The organism is Streptomyces lincolnensis, from assembly GCF_021173675.1.
Taxonomy (GTDB): domain Bacteria; phylum Actinomycetota; class Actinomycetes; order Streptomycetales; family Streptomycetaceae; genus Streptomyces; species Streptomyces lincolnensis_B.
Window position 1 is genome coordinate 401,932 of the sequence record NZ_JAIHON010000002.1, and the last position, 21,531, is coordinate 423,462.

Below are 21,531 nucleotides of genomic sequence, written 5' to 3' on the forward strand. Positions count from 1 at the left end.
GGGAGTGCCCGTTCTTCTTCACACGAAGGTACGTGGGGGAGCCCGCCGAGTGTCAGTGCCGAGGCATAGACTTCGACGCTGTCCGCCAGACTGTCCGCAGCCTGTCGGGCCCTCGTCGACGCCCGTTTTCCTTGGAGGCCGAAGCCGTGTCAAAGCCGCCGTTCACGCACCTGCACGTCCACACCCAGTACTCGCTGCTGGACGGTGCCGCACGGCTGAAGGACATGTTCAACGCGTGCAACGAGATGGGCATGACCCACATCGCGATGTCCGACCACGGCAACCTGCACGGGGCGTACGACTTCTTCCACACCGCGCAGAAGGCGGGCGTGACGCCGATCATCGGGATCGAGGCGTACGTGGCGCCGGAGTCGCGGCGCAACAAGCGCAAGATCCAGTGGGGGCAGCCGCACCAGAAGCGGGACGACGTCTCGGGTTCGGGTGGTTACACCCACAAGACGATCTGGGCGGCGAACAAGACGGGGCTGCACAACCTCTTCCGGCTGTCCTCGGACGCCTATGCCGAGGGCTGGCTGCAGAAGTGGCCGCGGATGGACAAGGAGACCATCTCCCAGTGGTCGGAGGGGCTGATCGCCTCCACCGGCTGTCCGTCGGGGGAGCTGCAGACCCGGCTGCGGCTGGGCCAGTACGACGAGGCGCTGAAGGCGGCCGCCGACTACCAGGACATCTTCGGCAAGGACCGGTACTTCCTGGAGCTGATGGACCACGGCATCGACATCGAGCACCGGGTCCGTGACGGGCTGCTGGAGATCGGCAAGAAGCTCGGCATCCCGCCGCTGGTCACCAACGACTCGCACTACACGTACGCCCACGAGGCGACCGCGCACGACGCGCTGTTGTGCATCCAGACCGGCAAGAACCTCTCGGACCCGGACCGGTTCCGCTTCGACGGCACCGGCTACTACCTGAAGTCCACGGACGAGATGTACGCCGTCGACTCCTCGGACGCCTGGCAGGAGGGCTGCCGCAACACCCTCCTGGTGGCCGAGCAGATCGACACCACCGGCATGTTCGAGGCGAAGAACCTCATGCCGAAGTTCGACATCCCCGAGGGCTTCACCGAGGTCACCTGGTTCAAGGAGGAGGTCCGCCGGGGCATGGAGCGCCGCTTCCCCGGCGGTGTCCCGGAGGACCGGCAGAAGCAGGCCGAGTACGAGATGGACGTCATCATCCAGATGGGGTTCCCGGGCTACTTCCTCGTCGTCGCCGACTTCATCATGTGGGCCAAGAACCAGGGCATCGCGGTCGGCCCCGGCCGAGGCTCCGCGGCCGGTTCGATCGTCGCGTACGCCATGGGCATCACCGACCTCGACCCGATCCCGCACGGTCTGATCTTCGAGCGGTTCCTCAACCCCGAGCGTGTCTCGATGCCCGATGTCGACATCGACTTCGACGAGCGTCGGCGCGTCGAGGTGATCCGGTACGTGACGGAGAAGTACGGGGCCGACAAGGTCGCCATGATCGGCACCTACGGCAAGATCAAGGCCAAGAACGCGATCAAGGACTCCGCGCGCGTGCTGGGCTACCCGTACGCGATGGGCGACCGCCTCACCAAGGCCATGCCCGCCGACGTCCTCGGCAAGGGCATCGACCTCAACGGCATCACCGACCCCTCGCACCCGCGCTACAGCGAGGCCGGCGAGATCCGCGCGATGTACGAGAACGAACCGGACGTCAAGAAGGTCATCGACACCGCCAAGGGCGTCGAGGGCCTGGTCCGGCAGATGGGTGTGCACGCCGCCGGCGTGATCATGTCCAGCGAGCCCATCGTCGACCACGCCCCGATCTGGGTACGGCACACCGACGGCGTGACCATCACGCAGTGGGACTACCCGCAGTGCGAGTCGCTCGGCCTGCTGAAGATGGACTTCCTGGGCCTGCGCAACCTGACGATCATGGACGACGCCGTCAAGATGGTGAAGTCCAACAAGGGCATCGATCTCGACCTGCTGGCCCTGCCGCTCGACGATCCGACGACCTTCGAACTCCTCCAGCGCGGCGAGACCCTCGGCGTGTTCCAGTTCGACGGCGGCCCCATGCGCTCCCTGCTGCGCCTGATGAAGCCCGACAACTTCGAGGACATCTCCGCCGTCTCCGCGCTCTACCGTCCCGGCCCGATGGGCATGGACTCGCACACCAACTACGCGCTGCGCAAGAACAAGCTCCAGGAGATCACCCCCATCCACAAGGAGCTCGAAGAGCCCCTCAGGGAGGTCCTGGACGTCACCTACGGCCTGATCGTCTACCAGGAGCAGGTGCAGAAGGCCGCCCAGATCATCGCCGGGTACTCGCTCGGCGAGGCCGACATCCTGCGCCGCGTCATGGGCAAGAAGAAGCCCGACGAACTGGCCAAGAACTTCGTCCTCTTCCAGAAGGGCGCCCGCGACAAGGGCTACAGCGACGAGGCCATCCAGGCCCTGTGGGACGTGCTGGTCCCCTTCGCCGGCTACGCCTTCAACAAGGCGCACTCCGCCGCGTACGGCCTGGTCTCCTACTGGACCGCCTACCTCAAGGCCAACCACCCGGCCGAGTACATGGCGGCGTTGCTGACGTCGGTGAAGGACGACAAGGACAAGTCGGCGGTCTATCTGAACGAGTGCCGGCGCATGGGCATCAAGGTGCTGCCGCCGAACGTGAACGAGTCGGTGCACAACTTCGCCGCGCAGGGCGACGACGTGATCCTCTTCGGCCTGGAGGCGGTGCGCAACGTGGGCACCAACGTGGTCGAGTCGATCATCAAGAGCCGCAAGGCCAAGGGCAAGTACGCCTCCTTCCCCGACTACCTGGACAAGGTCGAGGCGGTGGCCTGCAACAAGCGGACCACGGAGTCGTTGATCAAGGCGGGCGCGTTCGACACCCTGGGGCACACCCGCAAGGGGCTGACCGCGCACTTCGAGCCGATGATCGACAACGTGGTGGCGGTCAAGCGCAAGGAGGCCGAGGGCCAGTTCGACCTGTTCGGCGGGATGGGTGAGCAGGAGTCCAGCGAGCCCGGGTTCGGCCTGGACGTGGAGTTCACCACCGAGGAGTGGGACAAGACCTATCTGCTCGCCCAGGAGCGGGAGATGCTCGGCCTGTACGTCTCCGATCACCCGCTGTTCGGTCTGGAGCACGTGCTCTCCGACAAGGCGGACGCGGGCATCGCGCAGCTGACCGGCGGTGAGCATGCCGATGGTGCGGTGGTGACGATCGGCGGGATCATCTCCGGGCTCCAGCGCAAGATGACCAAGCAGGGCAACGCCTGGGCGATCGCCACGGTGGAGGACCTGGCCGGCTCCATCGAGTGCATGTTCTTCCCGGCGACCTACCAGCTGGTCTCCACCCAACTCGTCGAGGACGCGGTGGTGTTCGTCAAGGGCCGCCTCGACAAGCGCGAGGACGTGCCGCGGCTGGTCGCGATGGAGCTCCAGGTCCCCGACCTGTCGAACGCGGGCACCAACGCGCCCGTGATCCTCACCATCCCGGCCACCCGGGTGACCCCGCCGATGGTCAGCCGCCTCGGCGAGATCCTCAGCCACCACAAGGGCGAGAGCGAGGTCCGGATCAAGCTCCAGGGGCCCCGCAAGACGACCGTGCTGCGCCTCGACCGGCACCGGGTCAAGCCCGACCCGGCCCTCTTCGGTGACCTGAAGGTGCTGCTGGGACCGTCCTGCCTGGCGGGCTGAGGCCGGGCGCCTGACGTGCGCGAGGGGCGCATCCGTGATCGGACGCGCCCCTCGCCGTGTGCCTGGCCTTCAACGGCCCGATATGCAGATGTCAGTTGTGGCCGAAGCGCTTCTGCTTGCCCTTGCGGGCCATGTCGCTCGGCGTCACCTGCGTCATGCGCTGTTCGGCCTGCGCCTCCATCGAGGACTGCTGCGCCTGCTGCTGACCACGCTCGGACTGCGGCTGCTTACGTTCACGGTTCTTGTTCTTGGCCATGGTGATCTGCCTCCTGTGGGGGATCTAGGGGCCAGGGCCGGGACCAGATTCACATAGGCTGACAAAGAGCGCATGTCGGATAATTACGGTGTGTGACAGGGAATGTCGCCGGGCGATGCCCCGAAACGCCACGCCGAAGATCGAGTTCCGGCCGTTAACCCCCGTACGGTCGGGCAGACTCGAAGCAAGCCCGAAGCAAACCTCCCGGGAAGAGGGTGAGTCGTGTGGACCGCTGCATCGTCCTGGTGGACGCCGGGTATCTGCTGGGGGCGGCGGCCAGCCTCCTCGCCGGGGAACCCTCGCGGTCCCGGATCACCGTGGATCACGCCGCCCTCATCCAAGGGCTGCGCGACCGTGCCGAGTCCGACACGGAACGGCCGTTGCTGCGCATCTACTGGTTCGACGGCGCCCCCGACCGCGTCCCGCAGCCCGAGCACCGCAGGCTGCGCGTGATGCCCCGGGTCACCGTCCGGCTGGGCGCCCTGACCCGCAGCGACGGACGCTGGGCCCAGAAGGGCGTGGACGCCGCCATGCACGCCGAGCTCACCGAACTGGCCCGCAACCGTGCCTGCTCCGACATCGTCCTGGTCACCGGCGACGGCGACCTGCTGCCGGGCATGATGGCCGCCAAGGAGCACGGCGTCGCCGTACACCTGTGGGCCGTGCAGGCGGCCGACGGGGACTACAACCAGTCCGAGGACCTGGTCGCCGAGGCCGACGAGCGGCGGGTGCTGGACCGGGCTTGGATCATCAAGGCCGTACGGGCCAAGGAGATCGGCGGGATCTGCGCGCCGCCGCCCGCGCCGCGGCCCGAGATCGCCGCGATCCTCTCCGCGCCGCTGCCCGAGTCCGCGCTCTCCTCGGGGGAGCGGCCCGCCGAGGAGAGCGAGCACGCGGCCGCCTCCGCCGCCTCGGAGAACGGCACCCAGGAGCGGGTGCCCGCGCCCAAGGGTGTGCCCACCCCCAAGGACCTGGCCGCGCTGCGCGCCCCCGGCGTCCAGCCCGCCCAGCCGCCGCAGACCGCGACCCTGCGCTGGTCCTCCGACAAAGGGTGGGTCGACCGGCCCGGAGTCACCGCGGAGCCCCCCGAGATCGCCACCATGCCGACGCTCGCCCAGCTGACCACCGCCGAGCAGCGGTGGGCCGACCGGGAGGAGGACATCACCACCGTCGGCGGCGATCCGTTCGAGGTGGGGCAGGTCTTCGCGCGCCGGTGGATGGAGCGGCTGGGCGACCCGAGCCATGTCCAGAAGCTGTCCGGCATGTACCCGCGGATCCCGCACCGCATAGACGGCGAGCTGCTGCGGTACGCCGCCCGCTTCGGCCTGCTCGCACACAAGGACGACCAGATCGACGAGCACGACCGTTACGCCATCCGGGCCGGCTTCTGGCGGGAGATCGACGCGCGTACGGCGGCCGAACACGCGCCCGCCGGTGAATGAGATCCTTACCGGCGGATCGACCGTCGTGAGCCGACCCGAGGGTCGGTGGGCGTTCCCGACCCCGTAGTCTCGTCCCTTGTGAGTACGCGCGCGGCACAGGCACTTCGACACGGTGGTGGCGTCGTGTGCGCGGTGCGCGGGCTGACGAAGACCTATCCGGCGGTACGGGGACGGCGGGGCACACCGGCAACACCCGAGGTGAGGGCCACCGACGACGTACGGCTGGACATCCGGGGCGGTGAGATCTTCGGGCTCCTGGGCCCGAACGGCGCCGGGAAGACAACCCTGGTGCGCCAGCTGACCGGGCTGATGCGGCCCGACCGCGGCAGCGTCGAGATCCTCGGCCACGACATCGTGCGCCACCCCGAGCGGGCCTCCCGGATCCTCGCCTACCTGGGCCAGGAATCCACCGCCCTCGACGAGCTGACCGTCTCGCTCGCCGCCGAGACCACCGGGCGGCTGCGCGGCCTGGAGGCCGCCCGGGCGCGGGCCGAGCGGGACGCCGTACTGGAGGAGCTGGGGCTCACCGCGCTCGCCGGGCGGCCGCTGAAGAAGCTCTCGGGCGGGCAGCGGCGGCTGGCGTGCTTCGCCGCCGCGCTGGTCGGGGAGCGGCCGCTGCTGGTGCTCGACGAGCCGACCACCGCGATGGACCCCGTGGCGCGGCGCGCGGTGTGGTCCGCCGTCGACCGGCGCCGGGCCGAGCGCGGTACGACCGTCCTGCTCGTCACCCACAACGTCATCGAGGCCGAGACCGTCCTCGACCGGGTCGCCGTCCTCGACCGGGGACGCGTCATCGCCTGCGACACGCCCGCCGGGCTCAAGGAGCAGGTCGCCGGGGACGTCCGGGTCGACCTGGTCTGGCGCGAGGCGGCCCCGCTGAACGTGCCCGAGGTCGCCGCGCTGCGCGACCGGGTCGTGGAGTCCGGGCGCCGCTGGACCCTCCGGCTCGCGCCGGAGGAGGCACGCGCGGTCGTCGCCACCGTCACCGGCGGGGCCGCCTTCGCCGCGCTCGACGACTTCACGCTGACCACGCCCAGCCTGGAGGACGTGTACCTGGCCCTGGGCGGTGCCGCACGGCAGGGGCTGGTGAAGGGGTGAGACGGGGTGAGCGCGTCTTGAGTGCACGGGCCGTCGAATCCGTACAGAACAAGCGGAACAGGACGTCTGCCGGAGTGAAACCGAGAGAGGGGAGCCGCACGAGGTGAGTGTCGTACCCGCCGAGGTTCTGCCGGGCAGTGCCCTGGCCGTGGAGGAGCCGGTCCGTGAGGCGGCCGAGCTCGGCCCGCGCGCGCGACTGTGGCCGGCGCTGGCGGCCGTGTACCGGGCGCAGCTGTCCCGGGCCCGGGTCGCGCGCATCCCGCTGCTGTTCGTGGCGACCTTCCAGTCCGTCGGGATCATGATCCTGATGCGCGGGGTCGTGGACGGTGGCGGTGAGGCGCAGGCGGTCGTGGCCGGCTCGGCGGTGCTCGTCGTCGCCTTCGTCGCGCTGAACCTGCTCGCGCAGTACTTCGGGCAGCTGCGGGCCAGCGGCGGGCTCGACCACTACGCGACCCTGCCCGTGCCGCCGGCGGCCGTGGTGCTCGGGGCGGCGGGCGCGTACGCCTCCTTCACCGTGCCCGGGACCGTCGTGACGGCCGTCTTCGGCTGTGTGCTGTTCGGGCTGCCGATCGCGCACCTGTGGGTACTCATCGCCGTGATCCCGCTCGCGGGCGCGGCCCTCGCCGGGCTCGGGGCCGCGTGCGGGCTGCTCGCGCCGCGGCCGGAGCTGGCCACGCTGCTCGGGCAGCTGGGGATGTCCGCCGCGCTGCTGCTGGGCGTGCTGCCGGCCGACCGGATGCCGGAGGCGGTGCGGTTCCTGCGGGATCTGCTGCCGTCGACGTACGGCGTGGATGCCTTTGCGCGGACCTTCGGGCCGCATCCCGACTGGGCCCTCGTGCTCGGGGATCTCGCCGTGTGCGGGGTGGTGGGCGTGGTGTCGTTGGCCGTCGCCACCTGGGCGTACCGTCGGGCGGCCGTCCGATGACGCGCCGCACAGGTGGGACTGGCACGATGTCAGGGTGACCGCACCGTTGACTCCTTCTCCGTCGCCGCACGAGCCGTCCTCCCAGGCCTCGCCGTCCTCGCAGAGCTCGTGGCAGGGGGCTGCCGACGGGTATGCCGCGCCGGCGCCTTTCGACTCCGGGTATGGACAGGATGGTCCCGGGATGAAGACCGAAGTGCGGGAGGCCGCGGTCGTCGCTGTCGCGGTGGCGCTCGGTGGGGTGTTGCTGGGGGTGCTGTGGTGGTGGCTGGCGCCGCGGGTGCCGCTGGTGGGGGATGTCGTCGACCAGAACTGGGTCGTCTATCTCAAGGACACCGAGGGGGAGCAGGCCGTCGGGGTGGATGGAACGTTCACTCTGCTGGGGCTGGCGTTCGGGGTGGTGACCGCGTTCGTCGTGTTTCTCGTGCGGCGGCGGGGTGGGGTGCCGCTGGTGGTGGCGCTCACTGTCGGGGGGCTGTTGGGGTCCTTGCTGGCCTGGCGGCTGGGGGTGTGGCTCGGGCCCGCGCAGGATGTGGTGGCGCATGCTCGGTCGGTGGGCAAGGGGGTGACGTTCTCCGCGCCGTTGAAGTTGGGGGCGAAGGGGGCGTTGCTGGCGTGGTCGCTGGCGGCGGTGCTGGTTCATCTCGGGCTGACGGGGTTGTTCGGGCCGCGGGATCCTGAGCCGGGGGGTTATGAGGCGGTGCCCAAGGATGGGTACGGGGCGCCGCTGGCCTAGGGGGTGGGGTGTGGTTGCTGTCTTTGGGTTTCGCCCCCGCCGCCCCTACCCGTCCCATCCCCAGGGGCTGCCGCCCCTTCGACCCCGCTCCCAGGGGGCTCCGCCCCCTGGACCCCCGATCGGCCCTGAAGGGGCCTCGTCCTCAAACGCCGGACGGGCTGGCAGTGCGGGTGGGTGGGGGATTGGGACGGTAAAGCCTGCGGCCTCGAACGCCGGACGGGCTGATAGTGCGGGACGGGCTGGCGGTGCGGGTGGGTGGGGGATTGGGACGGTAAAGCCTGCGGCCTCGAACGCCGGACGGGCTGATAGTGCGGGACGGGCTGGCAGTGCGGGTGGGTGGGGGATTGGGACGGTAAAGCCTGCGGCCTCGAACGCCGGACGGGCTGATAGTGCGGGACGGGCTGGCAGTGCGGGTGGGTGGGGGAACGGGACGGCCAGGCTCGCGGCCTCAAACGCCGGACGGGCTGGCAGTGCGGGTGGGTGGGGGACTGGGATGGTAAAGCCCGCGGCCTCGAACGCCTGATGGGCTGAAGACGCGGGCGGGTGGGGATGGGGGCGGCAGTAGCTCGTCCTCAAGCGCCGGACGGGTTGAAAACTGGTGGGTCAGGCTGGGCGGCTGCCGTGGTTGGAGCGGCCTTTTTTGGTGCGCCACTTGCGTTTTCGGGTTCGCTTCGACATGTCTTTGGTACTTAGCCGAGGAACGGGGGGCCGTCGAGGGGTCAGGCACGTCCGATGGGGGCGAGGACGGCGTCGGTGAGGTGGGTGAGGTCGGTGGGGGAGAGTTCGACTTCGAGGCCGCGGCGGCCGGCGGAGACGCAGATGGTGGGGTGGGTGGAGGCCGAGGCGTCGAGGACGGTGGGGAGCTTCTTGCGCTGGCCGAGGGGGGAGATGCCGCCGCGGACGTAGCCGGTGGTGCGTTCGGCGAGGGCGGGGTCGGCCATGGTGGCGCGTTTGCCGCCGACCGCCGCGGCGAGGGCCTTGAGGTCGAGGGAGCCCGCGACCGGGACCACGGCGACCGTCAGGGCGCCGTCGACGTCCGCCACCAGGGTCTTGAAGACCCGCTCCGGGGAGACGCCCATGGCCTCGGCGGCCTCCTCGCCGTAGGAGGGGTGGGCGGGGTCGTGGTCGTAGGAGTGGAGGGTGTACGGCGTGCCGGTGGCGGTGAGGGCGACCGTGGCCGGGGTGCCGCCCGCCTGCTGTTGCTTCTGCTTCTGCTTCTTCGCCATGACTGTTCCCGGGCTCAGTTCAGACTCGTCGGGCCGCGCGTCAGTTCCGACGCCGGCAACGACGGCAGATTACGGATGATCGCGGTCTCGGCGCGAAGGAGTTTCAGCTCGTCGCGCAGACGGGACGCGGTGTCCGGGGCCTGGAGCAGGCGCTGCTTCGTCGGGGTGTCGAGCATCATCGCGGCGGCCACCAGGTAGGAGACGACCGAGGGCTCGTCCGGCAGATCCGCGCCGGTCGACAGGGAGCGCTCGCGAGCGCCCGCCAGGCGCTTCTGGTACTGGCGGAAGGAGCGCAGGACGCCTTCCGCGAGGGCGCCGGCCTCCTCGCCCGGGTCTTCCGGAAGTTCCTCCAGCTCCGCGGTCAGGAAGGGGCCCGACGCGTCGACCGACAGCAGGCGGACGCGGCTGGTCCCGGTGGCCAGCACCTCGAAGGTGCCGTCGGCCCGTTCCCGGATCGTCGCCGCGTCCGCCACACAGCCGACGGAGTGGAACGCTTTGAGCGGGTCGTCGCCGAAACCGGCCGCGGGGCCGCGCTCGGGGACGGCCGTCTGGTCCGGCAGGCCGGGTCCGCTCGGCGCCACCTCGTGGCCGTCGCGGATCGTCACGACGGCGAACCGGCGCGGTTCCTCCTCGGGGGTCTTCTGCAACTCGCGCATCATGGCGCGGTAGCGCTCCTCGAAGACGTTCAGAGGAAGCACGAGCCCCGGGAACAGTACTGAGTTCAGGGGGAAGAGCGGGAGCCGCACGGTGGTCACGACGCAAGAGCCTAATGGTCGTCGGAGCGCGCGCGTCCGGCGTGCTCACTCCGTGGATGCAGGGAGGGCTCCCGCGGCAGATCCGAGCCCGTGCCCTGGTGGACCGCGTCGCGGACCTCCAGGAACCGGCCGAGCGGGTCGTCCGAGAACAGCTCCCAGGGGAACGAGGTGGCGTACGGGCCGATCAGGCACAGCTGTTCGTCGGCGTCCGCCCAGCGCTCCAGGCGTACCAGGACGTACAGCAGCTTGTTGCGGATCTCGGCCGGCCACGGGTCGGCGGCCGGGAGACGGGCGGAGAACGTGATCGCCCGGTCGGCCGCCGCGTCCAGCCGCTCGCGCGGCACCACGGGACCGCAGCCGTCGGTCAGATAGGACAGCGCGGCCCGGGCGGGCAGCGCCTGGACGAGCGAGCCGGCCGGGGCGTCCTGCGCGGCCCGCTCGGCGAAGTCGAAGCATGCCGGGTGGGCGCCGTGCCAGGCGGAGGCGAGGTACTTCAGCGCGGCCACATGGCAGCCGTAGTGGTGCGGGGCGCGGCGGATCGCCGCTTCCCACAGCTCCTCGAAGTACTTGTGGCCGGCCTGCGCGCCGCGGGCGTGGTCCAGCGCGATCCGCCACGGCACCGGGTCCCGGTCCTCGGCGCGGGCCGCCGCCGTGATCAGGGGGCTCACCTCGCGCAGCATCTCCGCCCGGGCCGGTGAGCGCCAGGCGCGGTCCACGGCGAGCTGGGCGCCGAGCAGCAGGGCGTCCGGGTCGTGCGGGGCGGCCGTACGCCAGTCGTCGAACCACTCGGGGCGGGAGCCGGCGAAGGAGGCGAGGCGACGCGCGTAGCGATCGCGGTTCTCCCAGTCGGTGTCGGCGCGGGTGCCCGCCAGCAGGGCGGACGCGGGCTCGTACTCGCCCCGGCCGGCCGCGACCAGCGCGGGGCCGAGCCGGTCGTCGGGCGCGTCGAGGAGTACCTCGTCGGCGGGCGGTCCGGCGGCGGGGTACGGGTCGTTCCGGTGCATCCGGGTCGCCCGGATAAACGGGGGCAGCAGAGCCATGGTGTCGACCATTGAAAGTCCCCTGGTCACGGCCGCGCCAGCCGGAACGCTGAACTCGCGGAAAGTTGTATGGCCCAAAGTCAAGGAACAGTAAAATGGTTACTGTTCAACAACTGGTGTGCCCATGGTCCCATCAGCGGTTTCACCGGTTCCTGCCATTCGGTTCACCAAGTCGGCGCACATGGGTGGGTTTGCTAATTTCGCCGCAGCAGGCGCGTCGCCCCCGCCGCCACCGTCGTCGCGAGGACCCAGCCCAGCAGGATCATCACCGTGGCCAGCCACTGCCACCCGCCGCTCAGCCGCCAGAACCCGACCTGCCCCAGATCGATGACCGGGAGCAGCAGATCCAGGGAGAAGAGGGCCGGATTCCACGGCGGGTGCTCGCCCCTCTTGAGCGGGGGGTGACCGGCGTGCGTGAAGGCCACCGAACTCGCCGCCCACAGCACGGCCATCCATACGGCCGCCCGGCCCGGCCGGTATCCGTAGGCGACCGTCCAGTCCTGGACGTACCCCCACAGCTTGGCGGCGATCGGCAGGCTCTCGCGGCGCCGGCGCTGCTTGGCGAGCAGTACCTCGCGCGCGTCCTCGTCCTCGCCGCCCGCCCGCAGTACGGCGGCCAGCCGCTCGTACGGTTCCGGGTTGTACTCGGCGGTCGCGGCGGCGACCCACTCCAGCCGCTCCTGGAGCGGGAACGGGCCGCGCGGCACCAGGTTCTCGTAGCCGAAGCCGCCCATGTGCAGCCGGCCCGGGCCCGGCCAGGCGTCCGCCCGGTCCATCAGGTTGACCACCTTCGCGCCGGACAGCACGACCGCGCCGCGCGCCGGCCGCTCCCCGAGGAAGCGCAGCTCGGGCGTCTGCACCCGGCGCAGCGACAGCTCCTGCTCGTCGGTGAGGGTGAACCGGGCCCGCTCCAGGTCGACCGCGTCCCCGAACCGTCCGTCGTCCAGACGCACCCCGCCCCGGCACTCGAAGCGCTGGATGCGCGTCCCGCGCGCGGGTGTCGTCCCGCTCAGCAGGATGTTGCCGACGCCCGCCGGCGTCAGGTACAGCGAGCGCCCCACGGTCAGCTGGGGGGCGTTCAGCGCGAACCGTGTGTACGGGTTGGCCAGCCGGGCGCCGCGCAGGCTCAGCGAGACACCGATCGTCGCGGCGCGCAGCCGCAGTTCGCCGTGCGACTCCAGCATCTCGGCCTGGAGGTCCTGGCCGATGGTCATGCCGTCCGCGGCGACCGAGCGGCCGGTGCGGTCGCGGTAGACGATCGCCTGGTTGAGCAGCAGGTCGGTGCCTATCTGCGCGTCGGTCAGCCGCACGCCGTTGTGGAACCGGCAGCGCGGCAGGTGCAGATCGCCCTCGGTGTGGATCCGGGCGGCCTCCAGGCGCGGTACCGCGCAGTCCACCAGTCGCAGGGTGGTGAACCGGGCCTCCGGCAGCAGGACGTCCTGTTCGAACCGGCAGCCGCGCATCTCGACGTACGGCACGACGGTGCCGCCCGCGAGGTCCAGGGAGCCGCTGATCCGCACCCCGGTGAGCTTCAGGGACGACACCCGGCCCGCGAGCGCGGGCGGTCCGTCCAGGAGGAGCCAGCACACGATGCGGGCCCGCACGGTCCGCTCGGGCCCCCAGGGGTGCCCGCCGTGCGGATCGTCGACGAGTGCGTCGCCGCTGCTCAGGTCGTACACGCTGCCGTTGCGGAAGGCCTGCCACATGCCGGCCTCGGTGGCGGTCAGATCGTCCGGCAGGTCTCCGCCCCGGATGCCGGCCCCTTCGGTCACGTCTCTTTCATCCCCCTCATCTACTCACGGGTTCGTACACCTGTTCATGCCCGCTGAGTAACCACTCGAACACCAAACGTGAAGGCGATCTTCCGAGTTCCCGCCGGTATCCGTATCAGCCAATGGAATGCGCGAACAGGCCCTGAGCGGCGTCTGAGAGAATTGACCACGTGATCTCCCGAATCGATCTGCGCGGCGACGCCCTTCCCGAGGGACCCGCCCTGCGCGACCTGCTGCCCCGAGCCGACTTCGACGTTGCGGCCGCCCTGGAGAAGGTGCGTCCGATCTGCGAGGCCGTGCATCATCGGGGCGACGCGGCGCTGATCGACTTCGCGGAGAAGTTCGACGGGGTCAGGCTCGACCAGGTGCGGGTGCCCGCCGAGGCACTGACCCGCGCCCTCGAAGAGCTCGACCCGGCCGTGCGCGCGGCCCTGGAGGAGTCCATCCGCCGCGCCCGCCTCGTCCACCGCGAGCAGCGCCGCACCACCCACACGACCCAGGTCGTGCCCGGCGGCTCCGTCACCGAGAAGTGGGTGCCGGTCGACCGGGTCGGGCTGTACGCGCCCGGCGGCCGGTCCGTCTACCCGTCCTCGGTGATCATGAACGTCGTCCCGGCCCAGGAGGCCGGCGTCGCGTCCATCGCGCTCGCCTCGCCCGCCCAGGCCGAGTTCGGCGGCCTGCCGCACCCGACGATCCTCGCCGCGTGCGCGCTGCTCGGCGTCCACGAGGTGTACGCCGCCGGTGGCGCGACCGCCGTCGCGATGTTCGCCCACGGCACCGAGTCCTGCCCGCCCGCCAACATGGTCACCGGCCCCGGCAACATCTGGGTCGCCGCCGCCAAGCGCTACTTCACCGGAAAGATCGGCATCGACGCCGAGGCGGGCCCGACCGAGATCGCCGTCCTCGCCGACGACACCGCCGACCCGGTGCACGTCGCCGCCGACCTGATCAGCCAGGCCGAGCACGACCCGCTGGCCGCCGCCGTGCTCGTCACCGACTCGGTCGCGCTGGCCGACGCGGTGGAGAAGGAACTGGAGCCGCAGGTCGCGGCCACCAAGCACATCGAGGACCGGATCCGCCCCGCCCTCGCGGGCCGCCAGTCCGCGATCGTGCTCGTCGACGGCGTCGAGGAGGGCCTCAGGGTCGTCGACGCGTACGGCGCCGAGCACCTGGAGATCCAGACGGCCGACGCCGCCGCGGTGGCCGACCGGGTCCGCAACGCGGGCGCGATCTTCATCGGCCCCTGGGCGCCGGTCTCCCTCGGCGACTACGCCGCCGGGTCCAACCACGTCCTGCCCACCGGCGGCTGCGCCTGCCACTCCTCGGGCCTGTCCGTCCAGTCCTTCCTGCGCGGCATCCACATCGTCGACTACACGAAGGACGCGCTGGCGGACGTCGCGCATCACGTGGTGACGCTGGCGGAGGCGGAGGACCTGCCGGCCCACGGGGCGGCAATCAAGGCGCGGTTCGGATGGAAGGTTCCCGAGAGCAAGTGACAGGCATCGACGATCTCCCCGTACGGGACGAGCTGCGCGGCAAGTCCCCCTACGGCGCGCCCCAGTTGGACGTCCCCGTACGGCTGAACACCAACGAGAACCCCTACCCGCTGCCCGAGGCGCTGGTCGAGCGGATCGCCGAGCGGGTGCGCGAGGCGGCCCGCAACCTCAACCGCTACCCCGACCGGGACGCCGTCGAACTGCGCACGCAGCTCGCCAAGTACCTCACCGACACCGCGGGCCGCCAGGTGGGCCTCGCCAACGTCTGGGCCGCCAACGGCTCCAACGAGGTCATCCAGCAGCTGCTCCAGACCTTCGGCGGACCGGGCCGGACGGCGATCGGATTCGAGCCGTCGTACTCGATGCACGGCCTCATCGCGCGCGGGACAGGCACCGGATGGATCTCCGGTCCTCGCAACGAGGACTTCACGATCGACCTGGCCGCCGCCGAGCAGGCGATCGCCGAGCACCGGCCGGACGTCGTCTTCGTCACGACCCCCAACAACCCCACGGGCAACGCGGTCCCGCCCGGGACGGTCCTCGCGCTGTACGAGGCCGCGCAGGCGGCCAAGCCGTCGATGGTGGTCGTGGACGAGGCGTACATCGAGTTCAGCCACGGCGACTCGCTGCTGCCCCTCATCGAGGGACGCCCGAACCTCGTCGTCTCACGGACGATGTCCAAGGCGTTCGGGGCGGCCGGCCTGCGCCTGGGCTACCTCGCCGCGCACCCGGCCGTCGTGGACGCCGTGCAGCTCGTACGGCTGCCCTACCACCTGTCGGCCGTCACCCAGGCGACCGCGCTGGCCGCCCTGGAACACACCGAGACGCTGCTGAAGTACGTCGAGCAGCTGAAGTCCGAGCGGGACCGGCTGGTGGGCGAGCTGCGGGCGATCGGCTACGACGTCGTCGAGTCCGACGCGAACTTCGTGCAGTTCGGGCGATTCGACGGCGCGGGCGGCTCGCACGCGGCCTGGCAGAAGATCCTCGACCGGGGCGTCCTGGTCCGGGACAACGGCATTCCGGGGTGGCTGCGGGTCTCCGCCGGAACCCCCGAAGAGAACGACGCGTTCCTCGACGCGGTACGTGAACTCAACAAGGAGCAGAGCACATGAGCCGCGTGGGACGCGTGGAACGAGTCACGAAGGAGACCTCCGTACTCGTCGAGATCGATCTCGACGGATCCGGCAAGGTCGATGTGTCGACAGGGGTCGGTTTCTACGACCACATGCTCGACCAGCTCGGCCGGCACGGTCTGTTCGACCTGACGGTCAAGACCGAGGGCGACCTGCACATCGACTCGCACCACACCATCGAGGACACCGCCCTCGCCCTCGGCGCCGCCTTCAAGCAGGCGCTCGGCGACAAGGTGGGCATCTACCGCTTCGGCAACTGCACGGTCCCCCTGGACGAGTCCCTCGCCCAGGTCACCGTCGACCTGTCGGGCCGCCCCTACCTCGTGCACACCGAGCCCGAGAAGATGGCGCCGATGATCGGCGAGTACGACACCACGATGACCCGGCACATCCTGGAGTCCTTCGTGGCCCAGGCGCAGATCGCGCTGCACGTGCACGTGCCCTACGGGCGCAACGCGCACCACATCGTGGAGTGCCAGTTCAAGGCGCTGGCCCGGGCCCTGCGGTACGCCTCCGAACGCGACCCGCGCGCGGCCGGCATCCTCCCCTCCACGAAGGGCGCGCTGTGAACAGCCTGTCGACCCTGCTGATCGTCGTCGGCCTTTTCCTGGCCGGGGGCGTGTACTCCTTCGTCAAGCAGAAGATGCCGAAGAGCCTGGTCGTGCTGCTCTCGATCGGCTCGGCGCTGTGCCTCGCCGCGGGCATCCTGAGGCTGGAGGTGTTGTGGAGTTGAGTACGTCCAAAAAGGTCGTCGTCTTCGACTACGGCTTCGGCAATGTGAGGTCCGCCGAACGCGCTCTCGCGCGCGCGGGAGCCGACGTCGAGATAACGCGCGACTTCGACACGGCCATGAACGCCGACGGCCTGCTGGTGCCGGGCGTCGGTGCCTTCGCCGCCTGCATGAACGGCCTGCGCGCGGCGCGCGGCGACTGGATCGTCGACCGCCGGCTGGCCGGCGGCCGCCCGGTGATGGGCATCTGCGTCGGCATGCAGATCCTCTTCGCGCGCGGTATCGAGCACGGCGTGGAGAGCGAGGGCCTGGACGAGTGGCCCGGCGCCGTCGAGCCGCTCCAGGCCGACATCGTGCCCCACATGGGCTGGAACACCGTCGAGGCGCCGGCCGGCTCCGAGCTGTTCGCCGGCCTGGACGCCGACGCCCGCTTCTACTTCGTGCACTCCTACGCCGTCCACGACTGGACCCTGGAGACGCGCAACGAGGCGATGCGGGCCCCCAAGGTCACCTGGTCGACCCACGGCAAGCCCTTCGTGGCCGCCGTGGAGAACGGCGCGCTGTGGGCCACGCAGTTCCACCCCGAGAAGTCCGGCGACGCCGGCGCCCAGCTCCTCACCAACTGGATCGGAACACTGTGAGCAAGCTCGAACTCCTCCCCGCCGTCGACGTCCGCGACGGCCAGGCCGTCCGTCTCGTGCACGGCGAGTCCGGGACCGAGACCTCCTACGGCTCCCCCCTGGAGGCCGCCCTCACCTGGCAGCGGGCCGGCGCCGAGTGGCTGCACCTGGTCGACCTGGACGCCGCGTTCGGCACCGGCGACAACCGGGCCCTGGTCCGTGAGGTCACCGAGGCGATGGACATCAAGGTGGAGCTGTCCGGCGGCATCCGGGACGACGCCTCCCTGGCCGCCGCGCTCGCCACCGGCTGCACCCGGGTGAACCTCGGCACGGCCGCCCTGGAGACCCCGGAGTGGGTCGCCAAGGTCATCGCCGAGCACGGCGACAAGATCGCGGTCGGTCTCGACGTACGCGGTACGACCCTGAAGGGCCGCGGCTGGACCCGGGACGGCGGCGACCTCTTCGAGACGCTGGAGCGGCTCAACTCCGAGGGCTGCGCGCGGTACGTGGTGACGGACATCGCCAAGGACGGCACGCTCCAGGGCCCCAACCTGGAGCTGCTGCGCACGGTCTGCGCGGCGACGGACCGTCCGGTCGTGGCCTCCGGCGGCGTGTCCTCGCTGGACGACCTGCGGGCCATCGCCGAGCTGGTCCCCCTCGGTGTCGAGGGCTCCATCGTCGGGAAGGCCCTGTACGCGAAGGCGTTCACCCTGGAAGAGGCCCTGGAGGCGGTGGCGAAGTGAGCGATCTGCGACGCGTCACGACCGGCGCGCCCTGGGAGGAGACCTTCGGCTACTCCCGCGCGGTGGAGCTCCCCAACGGCCTGGTGCTCGTCTCCGGCTGTACGTCGATCGTGGACGGCCAGATCGCCGGCGGCGACCCCTACGAGCAGACGGTCAATGCCTTCGGTGTCGCGTTCGCGGCGCTGGAGGAGCTGGGTCTGGGCCGCGAGGACGTCGTGCGCACCCGCATGTACCTCACCCACGCGCGGGACGTGGAGGAGGTCGGACGCGCCCACAAGGAGCTGTTCGACGCCGTCCGGCCCGCCGCATCGATGATCATCGTCTCCGGCTTCGTGGACCCGAGTCTGGTCGTCGAGGTCGAGGTGGAGGCGTTCCGAGGAGAAGCAGCCGTATGACCCTGGCCGTACGAGTCATCCCCTGCCTGGACGTGGACAACGGCCGGGTCGTCAAGGGCGTCAACTTCCAGAACCTGCGCGACGCGGGCGATCCCGTCGAGATGGCCAAGGTCTACGACGCCGAGGGCGCCGACGAGCTGACGTTCCTGGACATCACCGCCTCGTCGGGCAACCGCGAGACGACCTACGACGTGGTGCGCCGGACCGCCGAGCAGGTGTTCATCCCCCTCACGGTCGGCGGCGGTGTCCGCACCGCCGAGGACGTGGACAGGCTGCTGCGGGCGGGCGCGGACAAGGTCGGCGTCAACACCGCCGCCATCGCCCGTCCCGACCTGATCCGCGAGATCGCCGAGCGCTTCGGCCGGCAGGTGCTGGTCCTGTCGGTGGACGCCCGCCGGACCGAGTCGGGCTCCTTCGAGGTCACCACCCACGGCGGCCGCAAGGGCACCGGCATCGACGCCGTCGAGTGGGCGCACCGGGCCGCCGAGCTGGGCGCGGGGGAGATCCTGCTCAACTCGATGGACGCGGACGGCACGAAGGACGGCTACGACCTGGAGATGATCGCCGCCGTCCGCAAGCACGTCACCGTCCCCGTGATCGCCTCCGGCGGCGCGGGCAGGCTGGCCGACTTCCCGCCGGCGATCGTGGCGGGCGCGGACGCGGTCCTGGCCGCCTCCGTCTTCCACTTCGGAGACCTGCGGATCGGCGAGGTGAAGAACGCGCTGCGCGAGGCGGGGCACACCGTGCGCTGACGTCGGACCGAGCCCCGGTCGCCCTGGAGGCGGCCGGGGCTTTCTCATGGGCGGATGCGCACGCATGGGCAGATACGAAAGAGAAGTTGCGCAAAATATATTGCGCAACTTTTTCTTCGTATCTACCGTGGAGGCATGGCCGAGAAGGAGAGAGACCGCCGGATCAAGGACGTGGGCACGCTCAAGGCGCTCGCGCACCCGCTGCGGATGAAGCTGTACCGGGCCCTGACCCTCGCCCGCACGGCGACCGCCTCGCAGCTGGCCGACCAGGTCGACGAGGCCGTCTCCCTGGTCAGCTACCACCTGCGCAAGCTCGCCGAGCACGAGCTGATCGAGGAGGCCGAGCCGCAGAGCGCGGACGCCCGCGAGCGCTGGTGGCAGCCCGCCTCCCACGGCGTGTCCATCCATGACGAGGACTTCCGCGACGCGCCCGAGAAGGCCGCCGCCCACACCGCCGCCAGCCGCCTCTTCTTCGAGCAGCGCGCCGACATGTACCGCCGCTTCCTGGACGAGCGCGCCCACTGGAGCGCCGCCTGGAACACGGCCTCCGACTCCTCCGAGTGGCTGATGCGGCTCACCTCGGACGAACTGAGCGAGCTGTCCAAGGAGTTGTACGCCGTCTGCCGCCGGTACGAGGAACTCGGCCGCGCCGCCGACACCGCGGGCGACAGCGAGGGCCGCGAGAACGTCGCGGTGCACACGTACGGCTTCCCGTTCCGCCCCTGAGCCTCCCGTTCCGTCGCCGAGTCTTCCCCTCCGCCTCCGAGAGGACCGCCCCCTCGTGACCACCACGCTCGCGCGCCCGGCCGCCCTGGACGACAGACCGGCCCACCGCGACCCCAACGTCCTGCGCTGGCTCGGCGCCTACGGCGCGTCCGCGATCGGCGACAACGTCTACTACATCGCCCTGTCCTGGGCGGCCGTGCAGGCGGGGACCCCGACCCAGGCCGGGCTGGTGACCGCGGTCAGCGCCGTACCGCGGGCACTGCTGATGCTCGGCGGGGGAGTGGTCGCCGACCGCTACGGGCCGCGCCGGGTCGTCCTCGGCAGCAGTGCCGCACGCTGCCTGCTCGTCGTCGCCGCGGCCGGGCTGCTCCTGGCCACCAGCCCCGGACTCTGGGCGCTCGGCGCGGTGGCGGTCCTGTTCGGGATCGTGGACGCGGTGTTCCTGCCGGCCGCCGGCGCCCTGCCCACCCGGATCACCGGCCGGAGCCAGCTGGCGCGGGTGCAGGGCATGCGGGGCTTCGCCGTCCGGCTCGCCAACGTCCTCGGCGGACCGCTCGGCGGTCTCGGCGTGGCGGTCGGCGGCACCGCCGGAGCGTTCGGGCTCGCCGCCCTGCTGATCGGGGTGTCGCTGCCGCTGCTGTGGGCGGTACGGGTCGGGCCGCTGCCGCCGGACGACGCCAAGGCCCGGGGCGCGGTCCTGGACGACCTGAAGGACGGGCTGCGGCACATCGCCCGGGACCGGGTGCTCCGCCCGCTCGTGCTCGCCATGGCCCTGGTCGACCTCGGCTTCGTCGGGCCGATGAACCTGGGGCTGATCCTGCTCGCCGAGGAGCGCGGCTGGGGTTCGGCCGGCATGGGCTGGGTGATCGCCGGATTCGGCATCGGCGCCGGGGCCGCGTCCCTGCTGCTCACCTGGCGCGGCCGGATACCCCGCGCCGGGCTCGTCATGGCGGTGGCGGAACTCGGGGCCTGTGCGGCCATCGCCGCCCTCGCCCAGGTCGCGTCGGTGCCCGGCGCGGCCGGTGTGGCCCTCCTCGTCGGCCTGCTGGCCGGACTGGGCGGTGCGCTCAGCGCGGCCCTGGTGCAGGCACAGGCGGGCCCCGCCTACGCCGGCCGCGTCACCGCGGTCTCCACCCTGGTCGGCTTCGGTGTCGCCCCGCTCACCTTCCCGCTGGTCGGCGCGGCGGCCGACCGCTGGGGCACCGGGCCCGTCTTCGCGTCCTGCGCCGCCCTGTGCGCGACGGGCTCGCTCCTGGCCCTGTGCACCCGCTCGCTCCGCCGCGCCGAACTCCCCGGCTGACCGCTCGCCCCCTCGCCTCGGCTCCTCGCCGCTCAGATCCCCAGCTGCTTGGTGTCGTGCAGGCGGGCGATCGCGTCCTTGTCGCCGTCCAGTTCGACCTCGGCCGCGTTCTGCCGGCCGTACAGGAACAGCAGCAGCTCCGAGGGCTCGCCGGTGACCGTGACGACCGGGGCGCCGCGGTGGGCGACCGCCGTCTGGCCGTCCGGGCGGCGCAGCACCAGGCCGGTGGGGGCGCCGCGGCCCATCAGGCGGGCGCTGCGTTCCAGGCGGGACCACAGGGCGTCCTGGAAGACCGGGTCGAGCTCGCGGGGCGCCCAGTCGGGCCGGGCCCGGCGGACGTCCTCGGTGTGGACGTAGAACTCGACCGTGTTCGACAGCTCGTCGAGCTGCTTGAGATTGAACGGCGAGAACCGCGGCGGTCCGGTCCTGATCAGCTGGATCAGTTCCTCGTACGGCTTGGCCGCGAACTCCTCCATCACCTTGTCCAGGCGGGAGGCGAGCTGCTTGAGGAGCAGACCGCCGGCGGCGTCGGGGCGACGCTCACGCACCACCACGTGCGCGGCGAGGTCACGGGTCTGCCAGCCCTCGCACAGGGTCGGGGCCTCGGGGCCCTCGGCCTCCAACAGGTCGGCGAGGAGAAGTCGTTCACGCTTGGCGAAAGTCGACATGGCAGCCAGCCTACGACCGCCGGGGCCGTCCGCAC

Annotated in this window: 21 protein-coding genes and 1 pseudogene; 16 read left to right on the plus strand and 6 right to left on the minus strand. The window is 71.1% G+C overall.

Annotated elements, in window-relative coordinates:
- Window positions 1-146: 146 nt before the first annotated feature.
- Window positions 147-3,686, plus strand: a complete 3,540-nt coding sequence (gene dnaE / locus K4B79_RS05345) for a DNA polymerase III subunit alpha (protein ID WP_232025076.1) — start codon at window positions 147-149, stop codon at window positions 3,684-3,686.
- A 91-nt stretch (window positions 3,687-3,777) separates the two neighbouring features.
- Here the strand turns inward: dnaE and K4B79_RS05350 are convergent, their stop codons facing one another.
- A complete protein-coding gene (locus tag K4B79_RS05350) occupies window positions 3,778-3,942 on the minus strand; it encodes a hypothetical protein (RefSeq protein ID WP_232025077.1) in 165 nt (54 codons plus the stop codon).
- A 224-nt stretch (window positions 3,943-4,166) separates the two neighbouring features.
- On the opposite strand from K4B79_RS05350, the gene K4B79_RS05355 reads away from it, so the two are divergent.
- From K4B79_RS05355 to K4B79_RS48545, 5 genes and pseudogenes are all read left to right on the plus strand, one after another.
- Window positions 4,167-5,384 (plus strand): NYN domain-containing protein, encoded by a 1,218-nt coding sequence (locus K4B79_RS05355; protein ID WP_232025078.1) that lies wholly within the window; start codon window positions 4,167-4,169, stop codon window positions 5,382-5,384.
- Between the two features lie 123 nt (window positions 5,385-5,507).
- A complete protein-coding gene (locus K4B79_RS05360; RefSeq protein WP_232025079.1) occupies window positions 5,508-6,482 on the plus strand; it encodes an ABC transporter ATP-binding protein in 975 nt (324 codons plus the stop codon).
- Window positions 6,483-6,585: 103 nt separating this feature from the next.
- Complete coding sequence (locus tag K4B79_RS05365) at window positions 6,586-7,407, plus strand: ABC transporter permease (protein WP_232025080.1); 822 nt, start codon at window positions 6,586-6,588, stop codon at window positions 7,405-7,407.
- 34 nt (window positions 7,408-7,441) lie between these two features.
- Entirely contained in the window at window positions 7,442-8,140 is a 699-nt protein-coding gene (locus K4B79_RS05370; protein WP_232025081.1) for an AAA family ATPase, read from the plus strand.
- A gap of 12 nt (window positions 8,141-8,152) precedes the next feature.
- Window positions 8,153-8,328 (plus strand): annotated as a pseudogene (locus K4B79_RS48545) (cobyrinate a,c-diamide synthase); the annotation flags it as partial.
- A 531-nt stretch (window positions 8,329-8,859) separates the two neighbouring features.
- Here the strand turns inward: K4B79_RS48545 and ybaK are convergent.
- From ybaK to K4B79_RS05390, 4 genes are all read right to left on the minus strand, one after another.
- Window positions 8,860-9,366, minus strand: a complete 507-nt coding sequence (gene ybaK / locus K4B79_RS05375) for a Cys-tRNA(Pro) deacylase (protein WP_232025082.1) — start codon at window positions 9,364-9,366, stop codon at window positions 8,860-8,862.
- A gap of 14 nt (window positions 9,367-9,380) precedes the next feature.
- Entirely contained in the window at window positions 9,381-10,121 is a 741-nt protein-coding gene (locus tag K4B79_RS05380; protein WP_232025083.1) for an LON peptidase substrate-binding domain-containing protein, read from the minus strand.
- Between the two features lie 11 nt (window positions 10,122-10,132).
- Complete coding sequence (locus K4B79_RS05385; RefSeq protein ID WP_232025084.1) at window positions 10,133-11,173, minus strand: hypothetical protein; 1,041 nt, start codon at window positions 11,171-11,173, stop codon at window positions 10,133-10,135.
- Window positions 11,174-11,355: 182 nt separating this feature from the next.
- Window positions 11,356-12,933 carry an oxidoreductase gene (locus K4B79_RS05390; RefSeq protein WP_232025085.1) on the minus strand — a complete coding sequence of 526 codons (1,578 nt, stop codon included), beginning with the start codon at window positions 12,931-12,933 and terminating at the stop codon, window positions 11,356-11,358.
- 170 nt (window positions 12,934-13,103) lie between these two features.
- On the opposite strand from K4B79_RS05390, the gene hisD reads away from it, so the two are divergent.
- The 10 genes from hisD to K4B79_RS05440 all read left to right on the plus strand — a co-directional run bounded on the left by hisD (window position 13,104) and on the right by K4B79_RS05440 (window position 20,828).
- The gene (gene hisD, locus K4B79_RS05395) at window positions 13,104-14,429 is read left to right on the plus strand and encodes a histidinol dehydrogenase (protein WP_232025086.1); all 1,326 of its coding nucleotides are present in this window, start codon (window positions 13,104-13,106) and stop codon (window positions 14,427-14,429) included.
- Complete coding sequence (locus K4B79_RS05400; RefSeq protein ID WP_374208424.1) at window positions 14,405-15,541, plus strand: histidinol-phosphate transaminase; 1,137 nt, start codon at window positions 14,405-14,407, stop codon at window positions 15,539-15,541. Before hisD ends, K4B79_RS05400 begins: the two co-directional genes overlap by 25 nt.
- Window positions 15,538-16,131 (plus strand): imidazoleglycerol-phosphate dehydratase HisB, encoded by a 594-nt coding sequence (gene hisB / locus K4B79_RS05405; protein WP_020137489.1) that lies wholly within the window; start codon window positions 15,538-15,540, stop codon window positions 16,129-16,131. Before K4B79_RS05400 ends, hisB begins: the two co-directional genes overlap by 4 nt.
- Window positions 16,128-16,295: a hypothetical protein gene (locus tag K4B79_RS05410; RefSeq protein WP_170068267.1), complete on the plus strand. Its 168-nt coding sequence runs from the start codon at window positions 16,128-16,130 to the stop codon at window positions 16,293-16,295. Before hisB ends, K4B79_RS05410 begins: the two co-directional genes overlap by 4 nt.
- Window positions 16,286-16,933, plus strand: a complete 648-nt coding sequence (hisH, locus tag K4B79_RS05415) for an imidazole glycerol phosphate synthase subunit HisH (protein ID WP_232025088.1) — start codon at window positions 16,286-16,288, stop codon at window positions 16,931-16,933. Before K4B79_RS05410 ends, hisH begins: the two co-directional genes overlap by 10 nt.
- Window positions 16,930-17,655: a bifunctional 1-(5-phosphoribosyl)-5-((5-phosphoribosylamino)methylideneamino)imidazole-4-carboxamide isomerase/phosphoribosylanthranilate isomerase PriA gene (gene priA, locus K4B79_RS05420; protein WP_232025089.1), complete on the plus strand. Its 726-nt coding sequence runs from the start codon at window positions 16,930-16,932 to the stop codon at window positions 17,653-17,655. The genes hisH and priA overlap by 4 nt, the downstream gene beginning before the upstream one ends.
- Complete coding sequence (locus K4B79_RS05425) at window positions 17,652-18,050, plus strand: RidA family protein (protein ID WP_232025090.1); 399 nt, start codon at window positions 17,652-17,654, stop codon at window positions 18,048-18,050. The genes priA and K4B79_RS05425 overlap by 4 nt, the downstream gene beginning before the upstream one ends.
- Window positions 18,047-18,802: an imidazole glycerol phosphate synthase subunit HisF gene (gene hisF, locus K4B79_RS05430; RefSeq protein ID WP_232025091.1), complete on the plus strand. Its 756-nt coding sequence runs from the start codon at window positions 18,047-18,049 to the stop codon at window positions 18,800-18,802. The genes K4B79_RS05425 and hisF overlap by 4 nt, the downstream gene beginning before the upstream one ends.
- A 135-nt stretch (window positions 18,803-18,937) precedes the next feature.
- Window positions 18,938-19,528: a winged helix-turn-helix domain-containing protein gene (locus tag K4B79_RS05435; RefSeq protein ID WP_232025092.1), complete on the plus strand. Its 591-nt coding sequence runs from the start codon at window positions 18,938-18,940 to the stop codon at window positions 19,526-19,528.
- A gap of 55 nt (window positions 19,529-19,583) precedes the next feature.
- The gene (locus K4B79_RS05440; RefSeq protein WP_232025093.1) at window positions 19,584-20,828 is read left to right on the plus strand and encodes an MFS transporter; all 1,245 of its coding nucleotides are present in this window, start codon (window positions 19,584-19,586) and stop codon (window positions 20,826-20,828) included.
- A gap of 32 nt (window positions 20,829-20,860) precedes the next feature.
- On the opposite strand, the gene K4B79_RS05445 is transcribed toward K4B79_RS05440, so the two are convergent.
- A complete protein-coding gene (locus K4B79_RS05445; RefSeq protein WP_232025094.1) occupies window positions 20,861-21,496 on the minus strand; it encodes a TIGR03085 family metal-binding protein in 636 nt (211 codons plus the stop codon).
- Window positions 21,497-21,531 lie beyond the last annotated feature (35 nt).